Raw genomic sequence first — 26,993 nt, forward strand, 5'->3', positions numbered from 1 at the left:
GACTAAGCCGCATCGACAGATGAATCAAAACGCACTTCGCCGTTAACCAATGTCTTACAAACGCGACCGATCAGTTCCATTCCTTCAAATGGGGTGCTGATACACGTCGAACGAAATTCGCTCGGATCAACTTTCCAACCGGCGTTGGGGTCGATGATGACGACGTCGGCTGGCATGCCAACCTTGAGCGATCCTGCTTCGATTCCGGCGATTTCGGCTGGTCGCGTGGACATCCGATCGATCAGTTCGATCCAATCCAAGATTCCTGAACGGACCAAAGCTGTCGCGGCGGTTGCCAACGAGGTCTCCAGCGAGGACATGCCGAACGGCGTCTCGTCGAGGTCGTTCATCATTTTCTCGCGACTGCGTGGCATGTGCCCCGATTGGATCGCGTCGATCGTTTTGTCCTTGACCGCTTGGCAAAGGGTCGCGACATGGTTGGGACTACGCAGCGGCGGGTGAACTTTGTAGCGAGACTCAAACGACCGCATCACCCGATCGCTTTGCATCAGGTTGTGAGGGCAAACCGATGCGGTAACCACGACACCGCGTGACTTCACGCGGCGAAGCATATCGACCGCGCCCATCGTGCTGACTGGTCCGACGTGTAATCGTCCGTCGGTCGCTTCGGCCAACCGAACGTCACGGGCGACCGCCAAGTCTTCTGCTTCAGTCGGTAAACCACGAAGTCCTAGCACCAGCGAGATTTGGCCTTCGTGCATCACACCGCCGGAGGCCATTTCAGGGATTTCCGGCCGATCGAAGATCGGGCGGTTCAGCATTCGGCAGTATTCAAGGGCGCGCTTAAGCAACGCATCGCTGTGGATCGCACGCGGCGCATCACTGAACGCGACCGCGCCGGCTTCGGAAAGCAATCCGAGCTGGGCCATCTGTTCGCCTTTTTGCCCTTTGCTTAAGCAACCGATCACATGGATTTTTGCGCCGTTGGCTTGAACCGCTTTTTGGCGGACAAACTCGACCGACCCATGGGAATCGATGACCGGATAGGTGCTGGCCGTTGCAAGGATTGATGTGTATCCGCCCGCGAGTGCGGCTTCGCTGCCGCTGAGGATCGTTTCGTCTTCTTCGAATCCTGGCTCGCGAAGTTCGACTCCCAAATCGACCAATCCAGGAGCGACTAAGCAGCCCGTTGCGTCGATCGTCGTGTATTCCGACGGCAAATCAGCCTCTTTAGGATCGATCGCGATAACGCGTCCTTCGCTGATCAGCAAACGGCCAGGGCGGCTCAGATTCTGGCTGGGATCTACCAAGGTCCCGCCGGTGATCAAAACGGTTTTATTCATCACTTCAGACTGCGAATTTGATTTAGACACCGACGGACATTTGGCTGCGGTAACGGTCGTCTGCCAACGAAAGCAGGTACAGTGCCGACATGCGGACCGCGATCCCGTTGGTGACTTGTTCCAAAATTACCGAATGGGGACCATCGGCAACTTCGGGAGTGATTTCGACACCACGGTTAATCGGCCCTGGTGCCATGATCAGGATGTCTTTGCTGGCTAGCCGCATCCGCTTGGCATTCATCGCATACAACGCCGCGTACTCGTGCACGCTTGGGAATGGACGTGCGTTTTGCCGTTCGAATTGGATTCGCAATAAATTTAGGACGTCGCATCGCGGCAGAATCTCGTCCAAGTGGTGCGCGACTTCAAATCCAAGTTCCTGCCATCGTGGGCTGACCAGTGTCGGCGGACCGCAAATGATCACGTGAGCGCCTAGTTTCTTTAGGCCCCAAATGTTGCTGCGTGCCGTTCGACTGTGTGCGATATCACCAACTAAGGCCACCGTTAGACCTTCGATCGATCCGCGGTGTTGTCGAATCGTTAGCAAATCCAACAAACCCTGGGTGGGGTGTTCGTGTGGTCCATCACCGGCGTTGATCACGCAGCACGTCAACTCGCGAGCGAGCAAGTTTGGTGTTCCCGGTGTGGAGTGCCGCGTGACAACCCAGTCGACGCCCATCGCTTCGATTGTCTTGGCCGTGTCGGCAAACGTTTCGCCTTTCGCCGTGCTCGAACCGCTCGAACCGAATTCGACGGTGTCGGCACCCAAACGCTTTGCGGCGAGCGAAAAACTGTTGCGGGTCCGCGTGCTGTTTTCGAAGAAAAGATTCGCACAGGTCTTTCCGCTTAGCAGCGAAAGTTTCCGGCGGCAGCCTTCCGTCGCGTTCTTCAGTTCCTGCGCGACGTCCAGCAGGGTGCGAATTTCGTCAGCCGACAGGGATTCCAAATCCAAGAGGTGACGACGATTCCAAGAGTCTGTGAGGCCGGTTAAATCCGGCAATTTGCTGTCCGATGCCATTCATTCAAGTCCGAGTAAAGCACCTTCGAAGACGTACCTGTCTGTCTCTACTGGGACCGTAGCCTAATGCATGCATCCAAATCGTGCGACCGGTCAAATTCGATGATTCCCAGCTCGGCGGCCATCCCCGATTTGACGACTTTGGCCACCGTTTGCGGCGGGCTTTGTCAATGAACGGCCATTAATACAACGATTCGCAACCGGAGGTCCGCAGCGACAGGCAAGCATTTGTGTTCGAAGCACTGTTGGTCACGAGCAAAGAACAAAACGAATCTTTGGAAATACTCGACGTCGGAACCCCGGTCGAGTATCAACGTCGCACGGGGACGGCGTTAGAAACGTTCCGCGCAATTCGTTGGATCCAGGCGTCGTTGTATCCACGCGAAGACAGGCTTGCACGCAACGGCCAGGGTGACCAGTGGGGAGTGTAGTGTGGTGAAGCAGGTTGTTCTCCTAGGCATCGGTCACACCAACGCACACATTCTGCATCAGTGGATCGACGCACCAATTCCTGATTGCGAGTTGGTTTGCGTCACTCAATTTCCCCAGTCAACGTATTCGGGAATGATGCCCGGTACACTGGGAGAGCAATTTGAACGAAATGAAACGCGAATCGATTTACCTCGGCTTGCTGAAGCGGCAGGCGCGAGGTTGATCGTTGATGAAACGACGGGGCTGGATCTGGATTCGCGTCGCCTGCAATTTGCCAACCACGGAGCACAGAAATTCGATGCGTTGTCGATCGGCGTCGGTTCTGTTCCGCTCGGCTATGAACCGTATCGCGAAGTGCCGCACGTCGTTCCGGTCAAGCCGATGCAAACCTTCTTGGAACGCTTGGATCAAGCGTTGGCGGTTACGTTGGCTAGGGTGAACGCCAATGACGCATCAAACGATCCGCCGCTCCGCGTGATGGTGGTTGGCGGAGGAGTCGCTGGGGTCGAGATCTCATTTTGTCTTCGGCAGCGACTGCTTCGCGAACAAGTGCGACACACCATCCAGCTGGTCACTGCGGGTGACGCGATCGCTGATGGGATGAAAGAGAAAAGTGTGCGCCGGATTGAGCGGCTTTTGCTGGATCGCGGGATTGGTGTTTCAAAATCAGATCGGGTTGTGGGAATCGATGGTCAAAAGCTTCGCATGAAGAGCGGCCTCGAGCTTTTTGCGGATGTGATCGTTTGGGTTACAGGAGCGGCCCCCCCACCGGTGATCGCGGCACTAGGGCTGCAGACCGATGACCGGGGCTTCATCGCAACCGCCGCGACATTGCAGACCCACAGCGATGGTGCGATCTTTGCCGTGGGAGACTGTGGGACGAACCCCGACGTGCCTTGTCCGAAAGCGGGGGTTTACGCGGTACGCCAAGGTCCGGTGTTGTGGCATAATCTAAATGCAGTGATTCAGGGATCGGAACTGCAAGCGTTTCGTCCCCAGCAGGGTTTTCTGAAGCTGATCAATACTGGCGACGGCAAAGCGTTGCTGGACTATCGCAGGTGGACTTTGCATCATCGCTGGTGTTTGAAACTCAAAAACCACATCGATCGCGATTTCATCAGACGCTATCAGAAGTGAACTGAGAGCTGCCCCAATTGATTCTTCGTTTAATAAGGCTAGTGACCATGAAAGACTCGATGTTTTCAATCGTTCGCACAATGGCGTTGGCAACGCTTTGCGCGGTAAGCACCGCGGTGTCCGTCAGTGATGCTCAGGATGTCGCCCCGGCTGCGGCACCGACGCAAAGTGCGGCCGAGTTGAGTGTGGTTCCGGAAGGAATCAACAACAATTTCAAATCGGATGATCTGAATGTCGACGAATGGATCGAACGTTTCGAAGTGGAAAGTCGCGAAGCGTTTTCGGCGCGTGACGAAGTTTTGGCGGCCTGCCAGATCGAACCGGGCGACCGGATCGCAGACGTTGGTGCGGGCACAGGCTTCTATAGTCGCCTGTTTGCCAAACGCACCGGCTGGGGCGGCTGGGTATACAGCGTCGATATCGCGCCGAAATTTCTGCAGCACATCGCCAAGCGGGCCACGGACGAAGGAATCGAAAACATCACGACGGTTCTGGGGACGGACAAGTCCATTCGATTGCCACCCGAATCGGTTGACTTGGTGTTTATCTGTGACACCTACCACCATTTCGAAACCCCGCAGGACACTCTGGCGTCCATCGTTCGGGCTCTGCGTCCAGGCGGGCGATTGGTCTTGATCGATTTCGAACGGATCCCTGGGCAATCACGAGACTGGTTGCTCACCCATGTACGCGCCGGAAAAGAAACCTTCAAAGGCGAAGTCGAGCAAGCAGGTTTGACATTTGTTGACGAAGTCAAGGTTGGCGGGTTTGAGGAGAATTACCTGCTGCGATTCAAAAAATCGAAGTAAGCAAATTTCATTTCATCAGCCGCAGAGCAATCGCTCGCGGTTCTCGGTGCCCTGACCGTTGCACCGAGATGCATCTTTGATGCTCTTTTTCGCGTACCAGCTTGTGCGAGCGATCACCTGATTTGTGTGAACCAAACCAACCGCGCAACCTGACTGGGGATGAGATTTGTCCAATTGGGCCAAATGCGGTGCGGTGGGCCCTCGCCGAAACTTCACGATCGCGGTATCCTTCTCCGGTGACAATTAACTCAAGCTGGCTTTACTGCAAATATGAGCGTCACGGCAAAACTCGCACTTGAAGACGGCACCGTTTACACCGGCGAAGGCTTCGGTGCTGAAGGTGAAATTAGTGGTGAGGTGGTCTTTAACACCTCCATGACGGGCTACCAAGAAATCCTGACGGACCCCAGCTACCGGGGCCAAATCGTCACGATGACGTACCCCGAGATCGGCAACTACGGCGTGAACTCGATCGACGTCGAACACGAAAAGCCCTCCCTTTCGGGCTTCATCGTTCGTGAAGACAGTCGCGTGTTCAGCAACTACCGCGCCGAGGGTGATCTCTCGAGCTATCTGAAACAGAACAATATCGTTGCCCTTTCCGGGATCGATACACGAGCCTTGGTCCGTCGCATTCGCCAACAGGGTGCGATGCGTGGAATCCTTTCCACCACCGATCTGGACGACGCTTCACTGGTTGAAAAGGCGAAGAACTCGCCCGGTTTGGTGGGGCGTGATTTGGTTCAAGAAGTCATGTCCAAGTCGGTCGTGAAGTGGGACCACAAGCTTGACGACTGGACCGCCGCCGAAGTCGATCGGCTTCGAGGTGAATCAGCACAGGCCGCAAACGGCGCCCACGTCGTCTGCATGGACTTCGGAATGAAGTGGAATATCCCGCGTCACTTCGCGTACCGTGGGAACCAAGTCACTGTCGTCCCCGGAAACACCAGCGCTGACGAAATCCTTGCACTGCAACCGGACGGTGTGTTCCTGTCCAACGGTCCTGGAGACCCAGAGCCGTTGACTTATGCTCAGGAAACGATACGCGCGCTCGTTGGGAAGAAACCTGTCTTCGGAATCTGCTTGGGGCACCAACTCCTGTCGCTCGCACTTGGCGCAAAGACTTACAAACTGAAATTCGGTCACCGTGGTGCGAACCAGCCCGTGATTGACCTGGAAACGGGCAAAGTTGAAATCACGACGCAAAACCATGGCTTTGCCGTCGAAGAAGAAACCCTTCCCGATTGCCTGGAGATCACCCACCGCAATTTGAATGACAACACCGTCGCCGGTGTTCGTCACAAAGACGCAGTTGCGTTCGGTGTCCAGCATCACCCGGAAGCATCGTCAGGTCCGCACGACAGTCATTATCTGTTCGAGCGCTTCCAAGACGTGCTGACCGGTGCAGCCGCAGGCCGCTAAGTCGCAAGTCCGCAGAACAGAGACAACCGCTCGCTATCGCGAATGCGGCTGATAAGCGCCAATCACCGCGTCCATCAGCCGAAACTCGCTAGCGGGCGGTTTCGTGAAGCATCAAAGCGCAACCGATTGCAAATTGCAAACTGAACATTGCAAATCGCAAATTGGTTTCTGATTCAGACAACCGCTCGCTATCGCGAATGCGGCTAATTTGTGTCAATCACCGCGTCCATTGATCGAAACGCTATCGCCAATGCGGCTGATGGGCGGATTGAATCAACCCTCGCAACCGCACTTGCAGGCACATCGTTTCTCGACGGTCTGCATGACCGTGCATGGTACTTGCCTTTCGACGGTGTAGGGAACCTTCACCGTCACGGTGCGTTGTTCTTCTACTTCAACGCATTCCGGAATACATGCAGTAACCATTTTGGTTTTCTTGCGGTATTCCATTGTCTTGTAGGGGTGCTTGATTGTCTTGGTTTCGGTCTTTGTGAAATACTCTTTGACCTTGCGAGTCTTCTTGATCGGTACGGTGATGCAGACTTCACAGGTGTAGGGCTCTTCGACACAGACTTCTTGCATCTCGGTCACCTCTTTTGTGACCTCAACAAGGTTCGGGCACCAGACTTTCTTTTCGGTGCACTTGCATCCGCCGCAGGTCGCGGTCGCTACCAGTTCCGTTTTCCAGCAACCTTGGTCTTCGACACAGGTTTTCTGAACCGTAACAGGGACGCATTCGGTGCGTTTGCGAATCTTTGTGACGGTGTCTTTGGCTGGCACCATGATTTCGTACTCTTGTTCGACCCAACGAAATTTTGGTGTTTTGACTTCGATCACCTGCTCGTCAACTTTTTCGACGCAAACGAGAGCGTTGTACTCGTACGGAACTTCTTTTTCGACGGTGATCGTTTTTGAAACCAGAACTGTTTCCACGCGTTCTTCGTCGCGATAGCAGGTTTCAGTGACCGTCTTCATCACCGTACATGGGACTTGAATCGTTTCAGTACACCAACCGGTCCCCTGGCATCGGTTGCAATCGTCGCAAGCGGTAGCGGGTGTGGAAAAAGCGGCCAACAGGCAGGCGAGCGGGAGAAGGGACGAGCCCAATCGTGTTGCGGCAAACATGGTTTCGTACTTTCGTGACGGTGATCAGACGTAGTGAATTTGCCGCAGACGTTGCGGTTTCGCATCAACCCTAGGTTACAAGGTTGGGGGGGCAAGCCAGGACGTTGACATTTTGCAACGTCGCCTGTTGCCGGACCATGTTAACCTGTTAAGACAACACTAGGACGAGCGGCTCTTCTGTCGTTATTTCCCGCACAATCGACTCCGGTTCACTCACTCGAAGACGTCTGATGACCAGTCCGCCACCCGTTGAATTCCACTCCGGAATGGAAGTCGTTCCCGGCTACACGTTGATCGCTCCGCTCGGCAGCGGGATGGCTGGCGACGTCTGGCAGGCACAAGCCGCAGGCGGGATCAAAGTCGCTTTAAAAGTTGTCCGCTCGTTGAAAGACGTCGGCGGACGTAAAGAACTGAAGGCACTGAAGACGATTCGCGATGTCCATCATCCGAATTTGTGCCCGCTTTTCGGTTTTTGGACGAAGGATGCGAGCGGACGAATCCTTGCCGATGGTGAAACCGAGGAATTGACCCTCGATTCAGTGCATGTGATTCCAGGCATGGCCGGCGGCCCACCGGAACCGCCAAATCAACGGCCCGTCGAAGGCACGATGGCGATCGACCCAAATGCGCTCGACGCGGCATTTGGCGGGGGAAATCCGAGCGGCAAATCCACACAGGATAGCGATCGATCGAACGAGGCAGTTACAAAGCCGAAAGTCACTGCCGAACAATTGATCGTTGTCATGGGGCTTGGCGATTGCACGCTTTACGATCGCTTGCGATTCATACGCCGTGATGCCGGACTGGACGACAACGACACCGAAACGGCGATGGGAATTGATGCGACGGAAACGATTCGGTACCTGCGCGCGTCCGCGAGCGCCATCGACCTGCTCAATCATGAACACGATGTCTATCACTTCGACATCAAGCCCCAAAACATCCTCTTGGTCGGTGGAGAAGCACAGGTTTGCGACTTCGGTCTTGCCAAGAAGATCGAAGCGGATGACCGCGCTACACAGCAAACGCATGCAACACCGGCGTACGCCTGCCCCGAAATCTTAGCCGGTGAAAAGCTGTCGACGGTCTCCGGTGAAAAGCTTTACGTCGATCAATATTCGTTGGCCGTGACCTACTACGAATTGCGCACGGGCTTATTGCCCTTCGACGTAACCACTCACGCCAACATGTTGGTTGCCAAGGCGACCGGCAAACTTGATCTCAGCGCGCTGACGCCCCCGGAACGCAAAGTCCTTCAGAAAGCTCTCGCGCAAGATCCGAAGAAACGGTATCGCTCCTGCACCGAAATGGTCACCGCTTTCGCCATCGCCGCCGGGGTCGATAAGAGCGGTGGAATCACTCCGGCCCGAATCGTGGCAACCATTGCGGTGTTGCTGATCGCGATGACACTTGGCGGGACCGGTTGGTGGTATTTTTTCCCAACCAGCTTTAACGAATGGTTTAACCAGGGCGAAATTCAAACAGCAAAGGAACTGTTGGCGAGAACTCAATCGAGTTTTGATAAGACGAACGAGCAAAACTTTACTGAGTCCAATTCAACGCTGGTCAACATTGTCCTGAGCGAAGCCGCGGACTTGGCGGAGAAAGCGCCTGAGGTCGCGTCAACCGAAGACGAGGAAAATATTCGGACTGCCAGTCAACAGTTGTATGCGAATGCAGCAATTCGACTACTGCGTCGTGTCCATGAAACGTTGGCCGAAATCGAATCGTCTGGCGAGTCACTTCAGTCCTCTGACCGTCGCTCCGCACTTTCCGATTGCCTGGCGATCTTTGACCCAGCGGTTGCAACAACTTCCGAACAACAAGCATCCGTCAAAACGTCAATACTCTTAGGACTGGAGCGCTGGGGCACGGCGGACGGAAACGCGTTTCGTCAGCAACTGCAGCAGTTCCGATACCTACTGACCGCCGGACGGATTCGGTTTCAGCTGCTTGATCAATCGCCGGTCGATAGTGTTTCGCTTGACGAACTACGTGAACTGATCGACGGGGATCAGCCCGCGTCGTTGGACTTTACCACAGTTCCTGAATCACTCGCTGCGGTATTGCTTGCGGTAGGAGAAACGGAAGGAAAGCCGATTCGCGATTGGTCACCCAATGAATGGCTTGACGATGAACGACGAACGGACATCGCGCGTGCAGAACGTCTAACGAGCGTGCAAGGTTGTCGTGAACCTTTCCTTTCGGAGTGGTTGGAACTTCGTGAAGCATTCGTACGATCGGTCGAGCCGGTTGCGACGGGGGCAGTTCCGACGCCATCACTTTCCGAACAAGTATTGGACCAAGTTCGCCGCGATTTCCCTCTCCTTGAGACGGACCGGTTGCTCGCGCAACTTCGTCAGTCGGTGATCGATGATGATTGGAATCAGGTGTCCGGCGTTTTGGAACAATTGCGATCGGCGGACAAGCTTGACGAACAGCGTCGCGAAGTGATTCGATTCATTACGCAGTTACAACAGATACCGGTCAACGTTCGCGCGATGTCTGAACTGCTAAACACGCTCCAAGCAATGGACTTATCGAACACCAAGCTGCGTGCACTGAAACTTGTGCCTGTGGTCGAACATTTCATTGACAATGTCAATGAAAAGCTGGTGTCCCAATCATTTGATTCGATCGATGTTCCATTTGATCGGCAAGCTGAGGTGCTGCAGGTAATCGAGTCGGAGACCGCGGTAAGCGTTCCAGCAACTGCCTTTGCGACGCCGATTTTGTCGGCCCTTCGATTCCCAGACGACCGTGTCATCAGTTCGAACGGAAAGTTACATCCGAACCTAGCCCAATGTATGCAGCGTCTGCGTGAACCGAAGCTATTTCCACAGTTGGTTGCCGCCGTTGTAATCGAGCAAGCGTTGCGACAAGGCGACGTATCACCTTCGCAAATTCAATCTGCCGCCAAGTTGATCGGGGTGGACGAACCTTCTGTTCTGGACATCGTTTCAGAGAGTTATCGTGACTTCTTGATGGTTGCCGTTTCTGTGATTCAGCACACGCCCATTGCGTCTGCCGACGAACGGCTTCGCACTCGCTCCCGCCAATCAATTTTGTCACTGGGCGATTGGCGGCTCGTCACGGCAGCAGACCGTCTGGCGATGGAGGCGATCGACGTGTCTGGTGTGCGCGACGAAGAGGTCGATGCCCGCCGTTATCGATTGACAGCGACCAACCGAAATGAGGTTGCGAAGGCTTCGGAGTACCTTCGAACAGGAAAGCTGCTTGCCGATCATCTGGACAATGCCGTCTCATACAAGCTTGAATCAGAGCTTTTCTTGAAGACGGTAGCGAGCAATGAAAATGAACTCGATCGGATTCAGGTCCCAGGAATCCTATCCGATCGACTCACGGGAGAATCTAACAACAGCGAACTTACGAATCAGATCCTGCTGGCGATTCACCAAGTTGGATTAGCTTCGTACCAAAGTGACGGTGACAAACAGCGTCAATCTCGAATCGCCAGTCAAATGGTGCTCTTGCCCGCCATTCGAATTTTAGAGACTTTCGGGATCGATAAATTTGGTCCTGAAAAGAGCGAGTCGCTTTCAAAATCAAGCCTAACGCGCACGGTCGTACGTCCAACCGTCGAAGAAGTTGTCTTAACGTCAATCGAGATGGATCCGACCGGAATCCTTCCTGTCAAACTGATCGGCAACCAGGTCGATCCCCAGGCAGTACGTCAATTTTGCCAATTGGCTGCCGTCGTCTATTCCGATCAGTCGATCGAAAAACTCTATCAAGACTCCAGTCGACGCATCAGAAACGCGATCACCTTGTCAATCTTTGGACTTGATCCGCAGGACCAACCCGTTCCCAGTCGCCAACCAATCTTTCGGGAGTTGTCTGACTTGTTTCTCGCTCTTGAGGAACCGAAGGCTGAGGCGTTCCTCAGTTTTGCGAAACAGTCCGCTTCGCTTGGCGCGGATCCAACGATGGTGGCATGGCTTCATGCCGAAGCGTTCCAGTCGCTTGGTCAGGAAACCGTTGATCCGGTCGAACGCGCAGAGTGGTTTGATCGCTCTCGGCGGCAACAAGCGGTTGTCATTCAAACCATTGATCAGACATCGCCTAAAACGTCCCGCTTGCTGAAACTACGGTACGAGTCGCTGTGTGAATCTGCCGCGTTGGGTGTACGTTTAGCTTTCCTTTACAACGATGTTGGAAAAAAGCTACCGATCTTGCTGGACTCTTTCGAACTCAACCTGCAAGCACTCGAAGCTCACCAAGCGAAATGGGATGGAGAGACGGATTTTAGTTTGACCACGATCTGGCTCACGAAAGGAAACATTTGCGAGGACATTGCGTTTTACTGTTCGGCTGGCGCGACAGAGGTCGAGGTCGCGCGTCGTGAGAAATACTTTGGATACGCTATTGATGCATTCAGTGAAGCTAAAAAACGTGTGCCAAAAGATTTGAAGACACAGTACTCGCTGGGCCGTGCGCTGTATCGTCAGGCAGGGTTTTTCGAAGGAGACGAGCGATTACGGATCCTTGATCGTGCGAATGACGCGTTCGACTTTCCGCCGAATGAAGAGAATATGGCGGACGATGAGTTCAAGGCGATCGAATGGTGGACTTGGAAGATGAATGTCGAACTGGCACGCGGATTTGTCAACGAAGCCGAACAGTTGGCAGATCGCCTGTTTCAGAGACTGTCATCGCCCCGTTCCGGTGATGACCCTCGGCATATCGACGTTATGTGGGCTGTCGCACTGACCTATGGTGCGTCGGCCAATGCTTCGAATACGGACGAAAAGTGGCTGAAACTGATCGCGACGCTCAAACTCGCTGGCGGTCGTGGAACACCGAGTGAGTTTGCAAGGAACATGGGGACACTCACAGATTTGATCGCCCGATCAAACGATCCTCAACTGTTCACCTACATCTTGGAGACTGTAAAGCGACGCCAACCGCCGCAACTAGGCTTCTCCGAGAGTGATAGTGGCAGCTTCCAAATGGCAAAAGTCTCGATCCATGCGGTCAGTGAATTCAGCCATCGTTTGGCCATTGGCGAATCACATCCCAATGACACTTTGATGGTCGACTTGTCCGATGGTGCGCGAGCACTATCACGCTGGATCGATCCCAAGACGGGGGGCGAGTATTTGAAGTTGGCGGAATTGTTGATCGATGGACAGCAGGTCATGATGGATCGCGATGAGCGAGACGCAATCCGCTTCGCAGCCGAGCTGGCCACATTCACCAGTCAATCAGAGGTGCTCAGCCCGTACACAATAAACGCATGCGACCAAGTCGTACTCTTTTCACTTGGCTTCTGGTTTCGTGTCGCAACACAGGAAACCAGCGATGTCCCGAAGAATCGACAGCTTACGGAAATTAAACGTCTCTACGTCAGCGAATTTAACGATGAACGCCGCGCGGCGCTGATTTCCAGTCTCGAAAATTCCGTTGCTCTCGCATCGCGTGAGCAATTGGAATCAGCCGCAATCGGACGAGCTGCCATCAACGCAATCAAAGGAATGAAATAGTTCACTGGCTGCGTTTGTCATCTCTATTACGAATTCGCGGCGGACGAAAATGCTTCGAATTCGACGTGAAATGCGAAACTCGATGTTTGCGCACTGTAGCGACTCTCTTCGGGCGACAGGTAGAATAAAGAGCGATGTCGCCGCTCGTACGCTGTTCCACGATTGAATAGCGCTGGCAGTCTTCACTTCGGACGCGAGCGATTCGAAGCGTTGGATTCTTGCCTCCAAAGTACAGCGACGGAATGAGTGAAGCGGAAAGTTCTTCAAATCTTGCGCCAGATAGAGAGTCGCCCGAGCAACTCGACCCAACCGATCATTCTGATTCCAGACAACGACCGATCGTCGTTGGCGTCGGTGCATCCGCCGGCGGATTGAGTGCCCTGATTTCGATGCTCGAAAACCTGCCTTCCGATCTCGGAATGGCATTCGTCATCATTCAGCATCTCGACCCAACACACTCAAGTTCGCTTGTCGATATTCTTAGCCGACGAACCTCGTTACCGGTCTCGCAGGTAAACGAGGAAACCCTGGTCGATGCCGATCAGGTCTATGTAATTCCTCCGGGACAATACCTCTCAATCGAAGACGGGTGTTTACACTTAAGTCAACCGAACGACGCTCGCGGTTCGCGAATGGCGATCGATTACTTCCTAAATTCTCTCGCCGAAGACAGTTGCGAATTCGGCATCGGTATCGTGTTGTCTGGAACCGGGACAGACGGCACCGCAGGGCTTCGGGAGATTAAACACTATGGCGGTTTGACAGTCGTACAGGACCCACAGGATGCCGAGCATACTGGGATGCCGCAGTCCGCGATTGACACGGTGCATATCGATTATGTGCTGCCCGCAAATCAGATCGGAACCAGGCTGAAAAGCTACGTTGACTTTTGTCGCCAGCACGGCCCGCTTTCCGCACAAGCCGCATCACGCAACGAAAAATCGGACCTTTCGCCAATCTTGGATCTTATCCGACGTGAACTGAAACACGATTTTCGTCGTTATCGAAAGAACACGTTGCTACGTCGTATTCGTCGGCGAATGGGCCTACTTCAACTTGAAGCCTTGTCCGATTACTCGAATGTATTGGCAGATAACGTCAACGAGCGAGAGGCTTTACGGCGTGACTTGCTGATTGGAGTGACCCGCTTCTTTCGTGATCCGCAAGCTTGGCAGCAACTAGAAGAACATCTAGGGGGACTCATTGACCGCGCCAGTCGGAACGCCCCGTTGCGTGTTTGGTGTGCGGGATGTGCCACCGGTGAAGAAGCATATTCGATCGCTATGCTGCTTCTCGAACAAACCGAAATCCGCGGAAAGGAAGCACCCTTTCAAATCTTCGCAACCGACGTTGCAGAAGACGCACTCGCAATCGCGCGAAGTGGATTGTATCCCGATGCGATTCAAAAAGATCTCTCCACCAAGCAGCTTCGAAGGTTCTTCAACAAAGAAACCGGCGGATATCGAATTTCGAAGCAGTTAAGAGAATCGGTGGTCTTCGCCAGCCAGAACGTTCTTGCACAACCGCCATTCGCGAAGCTCGACTTGATCCTTTGTCGAAACTTGCTGATCTACCTTGAACGGGAAGCACAGGACCGCGTTCTAGATGTCTTTCAATTCGGGTTAAAGGAAGGCGGCATTTTGTTTCTTGGCAATACTGAATCGGTCGGACGGGCCGGAGACCTTTTCGCACCCATTTCGAAGAAGCTCCGACTATTTCGTCGTACCGCCACACGAAGTTGGCCGCCGGTCGATACGGCGTTCGAATCGGTGTCCCCGTCGATCTCGAAGGAATACGACGGGACGAGCGAATTGCGAAGGCCAACGCGTCGTGACTCGGGACTCGCCGCGTGTGTGCAGCGGCAGGTATTGCAACAACTTGATCGCGCCGTTGCGGTGGTCAACGAACAAGGAAAACTCCTGTTTGTCGAGGGCTGCGCGGATCTTTATTTGCAGCTCAATACCGGGGAACTGACCACTGAATTGCCCGACTTAATCGACGTCACGCGGCGAGGGATCAAAGCTAAGCTGCGCGTCGGCATCCGCCAGGCGTGGAAATCCAAACAGCCAATCGACCTGGAGGGCAAAGTCCAGCGGGGCGGCACTTTCAAACAATGCCAGATGCGAATCAGTCGGCTTCTGGGACGTCCAGACGATCCGGCCGTACTGATCGTGTTCACGCCGCAGGAATACGTCGTCGATCAATCAGTGCTCTCCGGTGAGGCGTCGCCGGAAAGTCAGCTTGAGGAAACAATCGTTTCCGAGCAGACGGTGATGGAGCTTGAACACGAACTTGCAACCACTCGGGAACAACTGAGCAGCTCGATCTCGGAACTCGAATCCGCTAACGAAGAATTGAAAGCGGCAAACGAGGAAGCGATGACGATGAACGAGGAGTTACAATCCAGCAACGAAGAACTCGAGACATCAAAGGAAGAACTGCAATCACTCAACGAAGAGCTCACCACTCTGAACAATCAACTGGAAATGAAATTCGGTGAGCTCCAGGATTCAACGAACGATTTAGAGAACTTCCTGACAAGCAGCGAAGTCCCAACGGTGTTTTTGGATTCACAGTTCCGAATTCGGCGCCACACGCCTTCCTGTGCCGAACTGTTTCGCTTCATCGCAGGTGACCTTGGACGCCCGCTAGTCGATATCGCAACGCGATTTACCGACCCGGACTTGATCGAAGACGCCGAAGCGGTATTACGAGATCTTCAGCCACGGGAACGACGGGTCCAAAGCCTCGATGGGCTTCGGTGGTATCAGCGTCGCATGTTGCCGTATCGCACCGATGACGACCGGATCCAAGGCGTGGTGATGACGTTTAGTAACATCACCGATCTTTTGGCAGCACAAAAGCACGCCGAACAACAGCTGGCGCAGAACAAAAACATCTACTCGACCGCACCAATTGGTCTCGCGTTCGTCAATTCTGATTTACAGTTTGTCAACATCAACGATCGCCTCGCGTCGATCACAGGTCTGACGGTTCAAGAACATCTCGGCCGTTACATCGCCGACGTGCTACCAGCGCCATTCGCTGGGACCATTGCCGAAATGGTACAGCACAGCATCGAAACCGGTCGACCGATCCACGAACGCGAGGTCAAAGGACAGACCGAGGGACTCAGCCTTGAACGTACTTTCCTGACGAGTTGCGTCCCCTTGCAACAGCCCGATGGCACAATCATGGGTGTCAACATCGTCTTTCAAGAGGTCACTGAACGGAAAGCGATCGAGCATAACTTACGCCGTAGCGAACATCGTTATCGGACGGTCATCAACGCGACCAGCGCGATTACTTGGTTGTGTCCATCGTCCGGACTTTTTACGGATCCGCAACTGTCATGGATGCGATTCACCGGACAGTCGGTTGACGAACATCTCGGTGTCGGCTGGCAAGATGCACTTCATCCTGAAGATATCGACGAAGTGTTGGAGCAGTGGAGGATTTCGACCGCCACACTTAAGCCGTTCCGAAGTGAACATCGTGTCCGCAGACGCGACGGCCAATATCGCTGGATGAATGTTTCCGCGGCCCCAATCCCGACCGAACGGGGAATGGTCCGGGAGTGGTTCGGCATGGCATACGATGTCACCCAGCGGAAACATACCGAACAAGAGCTCTTTGTGCTCAATCGTCGACTGGAGGTAGCGCAGCGCGCTGGGGGCGTTGGCTCCTGGGAGCTGCAGATCGAGTCCAAACAGATCCAGTGGTCCGATTCATTGTTTGAAATCTTGGGGTACTCTCCTGACGACTTCGACAACCACACGACGGAAGTATTGAAGCTTGTCCATTCCGATGACTACAGGCACGTTCAAAATCAATTGGATCAGGTGATCGCCGGAAAGCAGACTCGCTATGAGGTCGAGCACCGAATGCTTCACCGCGACGGACAATACATTTGGCTTCGGGCCAGCGGCGTACCAGAACGTGACGATGAAGGCGAAATTGTCAGTTTGTGCGGGGCGGCGATCGACATTACCGAGCAAAAGCTTTGGGAGTCGAAGCTCAGTGACCGAGAAGCCTATCTGCGACGCGTCTTGGACAATCAACTTGCCTTCGTCGCACTGATGGATTGTGAAGGGACAACGCTCGAAGTCAGCCAGTCCACCTTGGATCGCACAGGAATTGATCGAGACGATGCAATCGGTGTCAAGGAATGGGACCAACCTTGGTGGAACTATGACGACAACTCGCGGCAGGGCATCATCCTTGCTCATGAGGCTGTTCGAAAAGGCAGTTTAATTCGGCATGACGCAGTGATCCAAGTCGCTGGCGGAACCCTGCTTGAAATCGAATACATGCTTTCGCCTGTATACGATGAAAATAGTGTCTTGAGATATTTGATTGCGTCTGCTGTCGACATCAGCGATCGCAAGCGAGCCGAACGGAATCTACGCAGAAGCGAGAAACGCTACCGCGCGCTGATTGATGCGACAGCAGAGATTGTTTGGACAACGAACGCGAACGGCAAGGTCGTCGAAGATTCGCCGTCATGGCGAGAGTACACCGGTCAAACCTACGAGCAGTGGATCGGATGGGGATGGCTGGAAGCGATTCATCCCGACGACCAACAGCGTACATCAGATGCATGGCAAGCCGCGGTGGAAAGTCAAAGCGATTGTCGAATTGAATACCGTGTTCGACATCATACCGGCGAGTACCGTTGGACTGCCGTACGCGCCGTTCCCGTCCGCCTCGATGACGGACGAATCCGCGAATGGGTCGGCTTGAACGTGGATATCCAGGCCCAGAAAAATGCAGAGGATCTGATCCTGAAAAGTGAGAGTCGGCTCCGGAAAGCGATGGAGATTGCCAACGCTGGAAGTTGGGAAGCGACACCGAGTTCCAATGAGTTCCGTGTCTCCAGTCTGGCAGCCAACCTTTTCGAATTGGACCCATCCGCGATTACCGATCTGCAGCAAATTCTCGCAGCAATTCACCCTGAAGATCGCGGTCGATTTCAGACGGCACTCGCGAAGTCAGTCGAGTCGAAGAACAACTTCAGCGTCGAAGTCCGGATCCCCAAACCCGATGGGGCTTTGCGCTGGGTTGTCGCCAATGCAGAACGCGAACCCGATTACGAACCAACTCGCCTAATGGGATTCGTTCAAGACATTACCGAACAGAAGGACGCTTCAGAAGCACTTCGTGAATCAGATCGACGCAAAGATGAATTCTTAGCCACATTAGCCCATGAGCTTCGTAATCCACTCGCGCCGCTTCGTTCTGGACTCGAGATTCTCCGACTCGCCGGCGACGATCCAAGCCTGGTTGAAGACACGCTTGAAACAATGCAACGTCAACTGGCGCACATGGTTGCACTTGTCGACGATTTGATGGACGTTTCGCGAATATCAAAAGGGAAGCTGCGTCTACGTTGTGAAAACTTAAGCTTCCAATCGATGATTGAAGACGCCGTTGAGATCTCGCGGCCAATGGTCGAAGAAAGCGGTCACCACTTCGAGATCCAGCTACCGGACCAAGATGCGGTTCTCAACGGTGACCCCCATCGACTATCACAGATCCTTTCTAATCTGATCAACAACGCCGCCAAATACACACCATCGGGCGGCAACATCAACCTCACCGCAACGCTCGAGCCGAATCTAGCTGTCATCAGTGTTTCGGATGACGGTATTGGGATCGAGGCAAAAGATATCCGGCACGTCTTCGAAATGTTCGCGCAGATCGAACGGAATGAGTCGAGCGGAAATTCGGGATTAGGAATCGGACTCTCGTTGGTCAAGTCACTGGTCGATATGCATGGTGGCTCGATTAGCGTCCAAAGTGCAGGGCTCAATAAAGGAGCGACCTTTACCGTCCAGTTGCCGGTTGTCGTTTCAGTCACACCGTTGAAGATCGCAACGGACGCCGTTGAATCTCTCGGCAAGCAGGACACAACACCGCCTCAAAAGCAACTCAAAGTCTTGGTCGTCGACGACAACTTCGCCGCCGCAAAGACATTGAGTATCGTGATTAGACAACTCGGCAACCTAGTCAGCATTGCAAGCAATGGAGCGGAAGGGGTCGAGACAGCGCGTGAATTCCAACCTGACCTTATAATCATGGATATCGGAATGCCAGTCATGGATGGAAACGCGGCGGCTCGCATCATACGATCCGAGCCATGGGGCAAAGACATAGTGCTGGTCGCACTGACCGGATGGGGACAAGAAGATGACGTTCGCAAAACTCATGATGCGGGTTTCGATCGACATCTTGTCAAACCAATTGAACCCGATGTGATTCATCGCCTGTTGAATGAACTACGAATCCAAAAAGACACCTAAAGTCAACTCCGAACAAGCAGATCGAGCTTCTAAGCTCGCTTCGACAGACTGGCGAAAGGTCCAACATGACTTTCGGAACGATCTCGTCAGTCTCATGATGAACCTGGAGGCACTTCGTTTGTCACGCGACGATGAGCGTGATCATCAGGAGCTCATTGAGTTGATGCAAGGCAGCCTAAAGCTGCTGAGCGAACGCATCGAAATGGTCATCGATTCGCTGCCAGATGATGCAAATGGTTGAACAATACCGCTTACTCGCCAAGGCGGGCGTGAGTACGCCTTAGCTGACCGACATGGTCAGCAGAGTTAAGCGAGAGCTCTAACTGTCTGGCATTTTGCGAATTAAATTGCGTGACCTTGCAGCAAGTAGGTGTTAAGTTGAACCCTGTTGGCAATCATGTAGCTGAACCACACTGCTTCGGTGCACCACGATTTGTGCCCAGCGGGTTCCAATTGAATTCCGAGTGCAAATCGCCAAACTTGACATCTTGCGGCGTCGTTTGACTTCGCTCGATCAATACCGAAGCGGCAGGATTCAGATGGGACTTAACCATTGGTGTCGCTCATGGGACGAACCGCGGTCTACTTGATTTTTCGTCACCCCATCGAATTCTTGGGGGACCTTTTCGATGACTTGTCCATCGAAATCCCGACAACTGAACGGCTTAGGACAAGTTGCAACGCCGACAGTTTCTATCTCGAAGTCCTACCAGCGGCAGGCTTCATTTATTGCACAACAACGACGCCAAACAGTGTCGTTCGCATGAGATCGCTTGCTGCCGAATTATCCAAGACCACGTCGGTCGTTCTGGTATCGGTTCTCGAAAGTGCCGAAGTCGGGTTGGAGTGCTACGACGACGGATACCGTGCCGCGTGCGTTGAGTTTGATGCTGACGTTCGCAGTGAAAATCACTCCGGCGAACTTCACTGGTCTCGCTTTGCCAAACAGCCCGTCGACGAAGACCAACTGCTCGAGTTGATTTACAAGGTCGGTGTTTATGCAGAATCCACCGTACCAAAATTACTCGAGCTGCTTGGTGTCCATCTCGATCCGATCAAGCTATTCCAGTGCGAGATACCAATGGTATTCCGCATCGGTACTTCGTTGCGGACCGTTCGTGATCGCTTCGGCGGACGTCCCAAAACTAGCTCAATAGCAGAGTCTCACGCATAGCAGCAGCAATGCGGAGGCCCTGAAAACACGCTGATGTTCCGACAATGAGCTCCTGGGGCGACGTTCCAAGGAAACGACAGACCACACCTCTGTCAGCAGCTTGTTGACTTCCGAAGTGTCGCCTTTCACTCCGCAGGAGAAGCGATTTTCCGCAGTTGCTGCGAAGCAGAAGGCGACATTGAGAGAGGATGAAATTGAATGCCAAAGGTTGCTTAGGTGTCAATCAAGTCATCGGGTGACAAAATCGGTGTCGCGTTTTCTTCGACCTCTTGCTTTTCACGCCAAGGCTTGCCGGCCTTGTATTGATCCAATTCTTCTTGCAGTTGGTCAACTTGATCGTGCTCTTGTTCCTTGCCGGTATCGACGGCCTTGGTGCTCCATTCGATCGCTTTTTCGAAATTACCAGTCTCCGCATAAGCGGCAGCCAACGTGCTGAGAATGTGAGGCTTCTTTTCCTCAGTCAGGCGTACAGCTCGATCGGCAAGTCGGACTGCCTTTTCGCCGTCGCGAATCTTCGCTTCAGGGCTTGTGGCCAGCACCCAAGCCAAGTTGTTAAGGATGCTGGACAGTTGCGTGTTCGCGTCGTCGTCGCCAATCGCTGCGATCGCGCTGTCGTAGTCTTCGATCGCCTTCACGTGTTCGCCGATATTCAAGTACGCGTCAGCGCGAGTCCGCAGAGCGCCTACGTTTTTGGGATCACGATCTAGAATCGCGGTCATCAGATCAACGGCCTGCCGTGGGCGGTCATCTGAGATGTACAAACCGGCCAACTGAAGTTGCCATGCGAGGTTGTCAGGGTTGCTTTCGATCAACTTTTTCAATTCGCTGATCGCGTCGCTCATTCGCCCTTCTTCCATCGCGATCATGCAGCGGACAGCGATTGCCTGTTCAATCAACGCGACACGTGGATCGATTCGCTCGGCAGCACGAAGATCGTCTTTGGCACCTTGCAAGTTATTGTTGTTGATCGCGATTTCGGCGCGTTGCAACAGCGAGATGGGGTCCCGTGGTTGAATCGCGAGGGCTTTGTTCAAATCCGCAAGCGCTTCGTCTTCTTTCATCTGCATGCGATAGAGAATCGCACGCATACGGTAGAGACCTTCCGATGGTTTGGCTTCGAGTGCTTGGGTGAGCAGGTTCAATGCATCGTCGAGGCGATTCAATTCGGCTAGCTTCTGAACAACCGGTTCCACCAGTCGGTTGTTCGGATCTTCTGCCATCACGCGTTCCATGTCTTCAATCGCGCCGGCGACATCTTCCTCTTGCAATTTCAAAGCGGCTCGGGCTTGCAGAGCTTCCAGATTCTTGGGGTCATCCTGAATTGCCGAATTCAGATCTTCTAGCCGCTTATCTTCGTTGCCAGGCCCCCACGTGAGGGCGCGCAGGACATAGGCGGCACTCCTTTCGACGGGGCGATCTTTCAAGATTTCAATCGCACGAGTTGTCGACTCGGCGACCGCCTGTTTATCGCCACCTGGCAGCAGATTCAGCTGAGCGATCAAGAGATGCGCGTCGACCAGTTCCGGCTCGTTTTCCAGCGCCTCGTGAAGAGTCCGCAATGCTTCGTCCCGAAGCTGTGCGATACGGTTTCGAGGTGCCGAACGCATCGCGCCAAGCATTTGCTGGGCCTTTTTGAGCAGCACCGAACCGAGCATTTTCTTAGCGAAGGACGAGTTTTCGCCGCTGAGACCTTTTTTGATCGCCGACTGCAGCAACAACTCAACACGGCGCAGATCGGCCGGGTCTTTGGCATCGATTCCCAGAATGGCTGCTTCATCGAGGTCCTCTTGCCCCAAATCAGTCCCGGACTCGCCAGTTTCGACGACCTCCGTCGAATCATCAGCAGGTTGAGCGTCTTGGGAGTAGGTCGTCGGGGCGGTTAGGCCAAGAAACATCAAGCTGGTCGATAGTGGCACGACCAACTGAGGGGCATTTTTTAGGAATCGAAACATCGTCGCTGGTCTCGTTCAAGGATTTCGTCGGAACATCTTCATTATGACGTGCCGGCGAATCGATGCGTAGACCGGTTTGACAACAGCTACAGCTGCGTCTGCAAAAAGCCTGATTTAGATCAACAGAAATGACGAATGCTTTCTCGCTCGCCCCGCGAACGGAAGAGTTTCACGGGGCAGGCCGGATTACGAGCCTGAACCCGCCGAGACTTCCGATGAAGGCATGCTGTCGTTGTTTTCAACGCTCTCATAGCGTTTTACGATCGCCTCAAGTTCCTCACACCGCTTTTTCAATGCCAAATGCGTTTCGTAGAACCGGTTGAAATCTTCTGCGGTCTCGTGCCAAAAATCGCCGGGACGGAACTTCAACTTCATGGCAGTACCGCCGTCGGCAAGCTCGCTGAGGATGGCCCGCAACCGGAGCATCGGACCGGCAAAACGGTGGCTGAGCTTAATCACATCCCAGGCGTACACCGGCATCAGAACAAACATCAACGCCAACAGCGGTGCTTGCGCCGAATATGACTGCGAGATCGCTTGCATGACCGAGACATTCTCGGCAGCAAAAATCAACTGAACGGCAATCCCGATCAGCATCAATGACCCCAACGCGATGGTCCAGTGCATCAGCATTCGCCGAATGATTGCCAGTTGAACCGGTGGATCGACAAGGAAACGACGACGTTGAGACATGGTGACAACTTTGAAAGCCGGGGAATAAATGGCCACGCTCGCGATCGGTCTGTCGTATCGCGAGGCTCCGCTGGAAGCGTGACCTGCCTGGAAGCGTCGGCTTTGGCGCGACTTGCAACGGTAGCTCGATTTGGACCGGGATGCCAAATTGCCCCACCGCGTTTTCAGCGACATCTTCGCGACCAAGCAACCGACGCGTCGTCAAAGTTGCTCTAAACGGTACGACCATGCCGTGTTTTCCAATGACACCGCATTTTCATCCCCCGCCGATTCGACCGAAAGCGACTGAAATGCCGATTTTTCCGCTCAGACGTCAACTCAAAACGATCGCGATTGTGCGCAGCGGGTCAGTCCATGTACGTGCCAGAAAAAACACCACCGAAAGCCACGCTCCTAAACCGCACTCAAACAAGCGGCATGGTGATCGCGTCGGTTTGGAAAAAAAGTCTGGCGTGTGCGATCGGACTCGGTATCGCCGCAACACCCGCATTCGCTGACGGCCCCTCGCACGTGCGGCAGCTTGGCCGGCTGTTGGGTGTTGGCTGGGGCGACGGCTATCACGCGTGCAGCAACGGTGAATGCCGCCCTGGTGCTGATCTCCCTCCACACGGTTTCGCAGCCAGACACATCGACTGTGACTCGTCGGCAGCAAGTTGTGAACCGTGCAACGGCATCTATCCGCCTGGTTTCGGTTTACCTGCCAAAAAGCACCATGCGAACAACTGCGACACGGGAGCCTGCCGGGTGCCTCCACCGATGCCTTACTCCGGCGTCACCGAAGTGGTGATGCCACCGGCATGCATTCGCTTGCCCAAGATTGGCCCGCGCGGGTACGCGCCGGTCTATCCGCCGCAAGGTCCACAACCTGTCCAACGGCGCCATGTTTCACAGCCTCATTGCGACGGACTGACAACTTATCCGACGCAAGGTCAAGCAAACGTCGCCTTTCCAGTGATGCCACCAATCGAACACGGCGACTGGCCCACAGGCATTAGCTCAGGGGGCCAAGAAGTCACGCCGATTTTAACATCACCTCAGTCGCAACCCTTGCCGGCTCCACCGCACGCAATCCATGCGGACGATACTGTCACGGGTTCAGGTATCAACGGCCAGCCTGATGACACCGCGGAGACGCCGAACGAAGAACTCTTGTCTCCCAGCGACGCGTCACAGGTCGAGTTACTTCCCGAAGTTCAGGGAACACCGTTGCCAACGGCTCCTCCCGAGAGATCGATTGAAGCATTACCCGCGCCAAGCGAGCGGCAACCGATCGATGATGAAGCTTGGTTCGAAGGTGTGTTAGACGAAAACGAAGACGACTTGTTGATTCCCAACGGTCATGTCGGAGTGCCGATTCAAAACAGCCCCAACGCGGTGCAGTCGAATCCATACTTCCCACCGTACCAACGACCGGGATCTACATCGGTCGCAACCCGCCCGGCTACTGAATCCAACGGCGCAGCGCCAGCGGTCCCTATTCGGGTTGCCACTCGACCTGACAAACAAGGCAGTTGGAATCCTGTTCGCCAACCGAATTGAACGGTTCGATTCGATCGGCGGAGTAAACGGGACTCTAGCGATGCGCTAGGCAGGCGATGCGTTTTTGATGTCTGCGAATCCGCGAAGGTCATACGGAATCTGAACGTAGTCGAGGACTCGGCAAAGTCCGCGAAGTGCAACGCCAAATCCGTCTGGCCCGCTAAAGCCACCGAACTGACCGCCACCCTTGACGTGCGGTTCCAAGTCCATGAACACGCCGTCGGCGCCACGAGCCGTCATGCGGGTTTGCAACTCTGGCAGAAAGTCTCGCATGTCACGCAAGATCGCTTCGTGACCACTGTCACCACAGTCAGCCGGAACGAAATTGGCTAGGCTCGCTTCATCGACATGGCTGATGCGCCCGGTTGGCGACGGATCGTGGTAATCCTTGATGTGCAACCATCCCATGCTGGGCTTCATCGCCAGATACTGTGCGTAGGTCTCGTCAGCGGTGAATCCTTGCGTGACAATGTTGGCACCGTCGAAGATCGTCAACATCGCCGGATGGTTGACTTTCTCTGCGATCTGTTGAAGCAAATCTCCCGTCTGTCCCACCAAGTTTGCTTCGACCTCCAAGCCAAACGTCAGCCCACGTTTGTCACAAGCTTCAGCGACCTGTCCCAATTGGTCGGCGACCTGATCGATGTGATCAGACGGGTTGGTGCCTTTGGGATGATAAAAGGAAAATCCGCGAATCAGTTTTGCCCCGAAGGCCTCGGCGCGATCGCAAGCCGTTTTAACGTCCTCGGCCAGGTATTTCTCGAACGGAATGAACTGGTTCCTGGTCCCATCATCGACATCACAAAGTTTGACCTTGCCGATTGGCGAACCGATGCTGCTGACTTTCAGTCCATAATCCGACTGCATCGATTTGACGTGCTCGATCTCCTTGTCGGAGAGCTTCATGACGTTTTTGATGCCTTCGCCAGCATCGATGAAACGGATCGAGTAGTAGCGCAGTCCGAGGGCGGCGAACGCAGAAAACTGCTGGACGGCAAGTTTCTCGTTGGCAGCTTCGTCCGCGAAGCCGCTCAAAAGAACGGGAGGCAGGTCAGACATGTTGGGCGGGGCTCTCGAGGTTGGGGGCGTTCGAGGATCAGAGCTTAAGCGGATTCTGGGGTGGGATATTCGACGATGATATTGCTATGCAGCCCACCGCGGGGGGTCCACTGGCTTTCGACCGTTGCACTTTTCGGCTGTACAACCGCGATAAAGTCGTCCATGATCCGATTGGTCACCGCTTCGTAGAAGATCCCTTCATTTCGAAACGCTTGCAGGTACATTTTCAGACTTTTCAGCTCCACACAGACCTTGTCCGGCACGTAGCTGAATACGATTTTGCCATAGTCAGGCTGTCCGGTTTTCGGGCACACCGACGTGAATTCGGGGCAGTGGTGGACGATTTTAAAGTCACGCGATTGACTGGGGTTTTCGAACACTTCCAGGATCTCGCGGAAATTCTTTGACTCACTCAACGATCAAGATCTCCTTTGGGAAAAATACAAGTGTCGCACGCCTCGGCCAGCTCGACCAGGGGACGCCCCCCGGCTGATTTGGCGTCCCAGCGGCAGCCACATCTCGTTAAAGCACTGCACCGCGCCGAAGCCGCGTCGTCGGATTCTTTGCGCCACGATCTCGGACAGCGATGTGACCTCGACCAATCGGTCTTTGTCAGCGAGACGTTCTATAGCCGTCAAGGCGAAGGCAAACTGACCGGCACCGACAGCTTCTTCATTCGCACTAGCGGCTGTAACCTGCGCTGTTGGTTTTGCGACACACCTTACGCTTCGTGGAACCCGAGCGGTGAAACCCAATCTGTCCGCCAATTGCTTGACGCGGCCAAGCACAGCGGCACGCGGCACGTCGTTCTGACCGGCGGCGAACCGCTGCTTCCCTCGTCGATCGAGTCGTTGTGCAGGGCGTTATTCCAACAGGACTTTCACGTCACGATTGAAACGGCCGGGACGATCGACAAACCGATCGCCTGCGATCTGCTCTCGCTCAGCCCCAAGCTGGCCGACAGCACTCCCGATGCGGACAAGCACCCGCGTTGGAGCCAACTTCACGAGGCACGCCGCATGCCGATCGACACCATGCGACGATTGATCGACGCGGCCAAAGACTTTCAATTGAAATTCGTCGTCTCCTCGCAGGAGCAGTTCCGAGAAATCGACTCCATCGTAAAGGCGTTGGCGATCACAGCGAACGATGTCTACATCATGCCTCAAGGCGTCACGGTCGAAGCGATGGACAAGGCTCAACAAGAGCTTCGACCGACCACCGAAGCAAGCGGCTATCAATACTGTGACCGCATGCAAATCCGCTGGTACGGAAACCGCCGAGGCACCTAACAACTTCCCCCGCCCAGCCTAGCCACAGTTCCATCGGGCCCTGCAAAAACACACCCCCACACCATCCACATTTCTCTCCCCCATTAGCCGCATGGCGCTAGCCAGACACGGCCGGAACCCTGTCATCACCCCAGAATCGATCTCGCCACCCAACTATTCGGCGGCGATCATTCGAAACACATCATCCAAGCGGCGGCGGATCAGATCCGACCACAATCGATAGCCGGCCTC

General features: G+C 54.3%; 17 protein-coding genes. 10 read left to right on the top strand and 7 right to left on the bottom strand.

Going from position 1 to position 26,993, the window contains the following annotated elements; translation table 11 throughout:
* Nucleotides 1-2 precede the first annotated feature (2 nt).
* Complete coding sequence (locus CGZ80_RS07315) at nucleotides 3-1,304, bottom strand: dihydroorotase (RefSeq protein ID WP_094412873.1); 1,302 nt, start codon at nucleotides 1,302-1,304, stop codon at nucleotides 3-5.
* Between the two features lie 22 nt (nucleotides 1,305-1,326).
* The gene (locus tag CGZ80_RS07320) at nucleotides 1,327-2,322 is read right to left on the bottom strand and encodes an aspartate carbamoyltransferase catalytic subunit (protein ID WP_094412875.1); all 996 of its coding nucleotides are present in this window, start codon (nucleotides 2,320-2,322) and stop codon (nucleotides 1,327-1,329) included.
* A 230-nt stretch (nucleotides 2,323-2,552) separates the two neighbouring features.
* On the opposite strand from CGZ80_RS07320, the gene CGZ80_RS07325 reads away from it, so the two are divergent.
* From CGZ80_RS07325 to carA, 4 genes are all read left to right on the top strand, one after another.
* Nucleotides 2,553-2,753, top strand: a complete 201-nt coding sequence (locus CGZ80_RS07325; protein ID WP_094412877.1) for a hypothetical protein — start codon at nucleotides 2,553-2,555, stop codon at nucleotides 2,751-2,753.
* 4 nt (nucleotides 2,754-2,757) lie between these two features.
* Nucleotides 2,758-3,891, top strand: coding sequence for an FAD-dependent oxidoreductase (locus CGZ80_RS07330; protein ID WP_233148283.1), 1,134 nt, complete (start codon nucleotides 2,758-2,760; stop codon nucleotides 3,889-3,891).
* 47 nt (nucleotides 3,892-3,938) lie between these two features.
* On the top strand, nucleotides 3,939-4,700 hold the full coding sequence (locus CGZ80_RS07335; RefSeq protein WP_233148284.1) for a class I SAM-dependent methyltransferase: 762 nt from the start codon (nucleotides 3,939-3,941) through the stop codon (nucleotides 4,698-4,700).
* 270 nt (nucleotides 4,701-4,970) lie between these two features.
* Nucleotides 4,971-6,122, top strand: coding sequence for a glutamine-hydrolyzing carbamoyl-phosphate synthase small subunit (gene carA, locus CGZ80_RS07340; protein ID WP_094412881.1), 1,152 nt, complete (start codon nucleotides 4,971-4,973; stop codon nucleotides 6,120-6,122).
* Between the two features lie 273 nt (nucleotides 6,123-6,395).
* On the opposite strand, the gene CGZ80_RS07345 is transcribed toward carA, so the two are convergent.
* The gene (locus CGZ80_RS07345; protein WP_143543786.1) at nucleotides 6,396-7,247 is read right to left on the bottom strand and encodes a hypothetical protein; all 852 of its coding nucleotides are present in this window, start codon (nucleotides 7,245-7,247) and stop codon (nucleotides 6,396-6,398) included.
* 230 nt (nucleotides 7,248-7,477) lie between these two features.
* Here CGZ80_RS07345 and CGZ80_RS07350 point away from each other — a divergent pair, with 230 nt between their 5' ends.
* The 4 genes from CGZ80_RS07350 to CGZ80_RS07365 all read left to right on the top strand — a co-directional run bounded on the left by CGZ80_RS07350 (nucleotide 7,478) and on the right by CGZ80_RS07365 (nucleotide 20,227).
* Nucleotides 7,478-12,751 (top strand): protein kinase domain-containing protein, encoded by a 5,274-nt coding sequence (locus CGZ80_RS07350; protein WP_094412885.1) that lies wholly within the window; start codon nucleotides 7,478-7,480, stop codon nucleotides 12,749-12,751.
* A 242-nt stretch (nucleotides 12,752-12,993) separates the two neighbouring features.
* Nucleotides 12,994-19,053, top strand: a complete 6,060-nt coding sequence (locus CGZ80_RS07355) for a PAS domain S-box protein (RefSeq protein WP_094412887.1) — start codon at nucleotides 12,994-12,996, stop codon at nucleotides 19,051-19,053.
* Nucleotides 19,025-19,294, top strand: a complete 270-nt coding sequence (locus tag CGZ80_RS07360) for a HAMP domain-containing histidine kinase (RefSeq protein WP_094412889.1) — start codon at nucleotides 19,025-19,027, stop codon at nucleotides 19,292-19,294. Before CGZ80_RS07355 ends, CGZ80_RS07360 begins: the two co-directional genes overlap by 29 nt.
* 324 nt (nucleotides 19,295-19,618) lie before the next feature.
* Nucleotides 19,619-20,227, top strand: coding sequence for a hypothetical protein (locus CGZ80_RS07365; RefSeq protein WP_094412891.1), 609 nt, complete (start codon nucleotides 19,619-19,621; stop codon nucleotides 20,225-20,227).
* A 212-nt stretch (nucleotides 20,228-20,439) separates the two neighbouring features.
* On the opposite strand, the gene CGZ80_RS07370 is transcribed toward CGZ80_RS07365, so the two are convergent.
* Nucleotides 20,440-22,179 carry a tetratricopeptide repeat protein gene (locus CGZ80_RS07370; protein ID WP_094412893.1) on the bottom strand — a complete coding sequence of 580 codons (1,740 nt, stop codon included), beginning with the start codon at nucleotides 22,177-22,179 and terminating at the stop codon, nucleotides 20,440-20,442.
* Nucleotides 22,180-22,365: 186 nt separating this feature from the next.
* The gene (locus CGZ80_RS07375) at nucleotides 22,366-22,872 is read right to left on the bottom strand and encodes a hypothetical protein (protein ID WP_094412895.1); all 507 of its coding nucleotides are present in this window, start codon (nucleotides 22,870-22,872) and stop codon (nucleotides 22,366-22,368) included.
* Between the two features lie 354 nt (nucleotides 22,873-23,226).
* On the opposite strand from CGZ80_RS07375, the gene CGZ80_RS07380 reads away from it, so the two are divergent.
* A complete protein-coding gene (locus tag CGZ80_RS07380) occupies nucleotides 23,227-24,411 on the top strand; it encodes a hypothetical protein (RefSeq protein ID WP_094412897.1) in 1,185 nt (394 codons plus the stop codon).
* A 45-nt stretch (nucleotides 24,412-24,456) separates the two neighbouring features.
* Here CGZ80_RS07380 and CGZ80_RS07385 read toward each other — a convergent pair whose 3' ends face one another.
* Nucleotides 24,457-25,470 (bottom strand): sugar phosphate isomerase/epimerase family protein, encoded by a 1,014-nt coding sequence (locus CGZ80_RS07385; RefSeq protein WP_198953647.1) that lies wholly within the window; start codon nucleotides 25,468-25,470, stop codon nucleotides 24,457-24,459.
* Nucleotides 25,471-25,514: 44 nt separating this feature from the next.
* Nucleotides 25,515-25,886 carry a preQ(1) synthase gene (gene queF / locus CGZ80_RS07390; protein WP_094412899.1) on the bottom strand — a complete coding sequence of 124 codons (372 nt, stop codon included), beginning with the start codon at nucleotides 25,884-25,886 and terminating at the stop codon, nucleotides 25,515-25,517.
* A gap of 30 nt (nucleotides 25,887-25,916) precedes the next feature.
* Here queF and CGZ80_RS07395 point away from each other — a divergent pair, with 30 nt between their 5' ends.
* Nucleotides 25,917-26,762: a 7-carboxy-7-deazaguanine synthase QueE gene (locus CGZ80_RS07395; RefSeq protein WP_233148285.1), complete on the top strand. Its 846-nt coding sequence runs from the start codon at nucleotides 25,917-25,919 to the stop codon at nucleotides 26,760-26,762.
* Nucleotides 26,763-26,993 lie beyond the last annotated feature (231 nt).

Source organism: Rhodopirellula sp. MGV, from assembly GCF_002251265.1.
GTDB classification, from domain to species: domain Bacteria; phylum Planctomycetota; class Planctomycetia; order Pirellulales; family Pirellulaceae; genus Stieleria; species Stieleria baltica_A.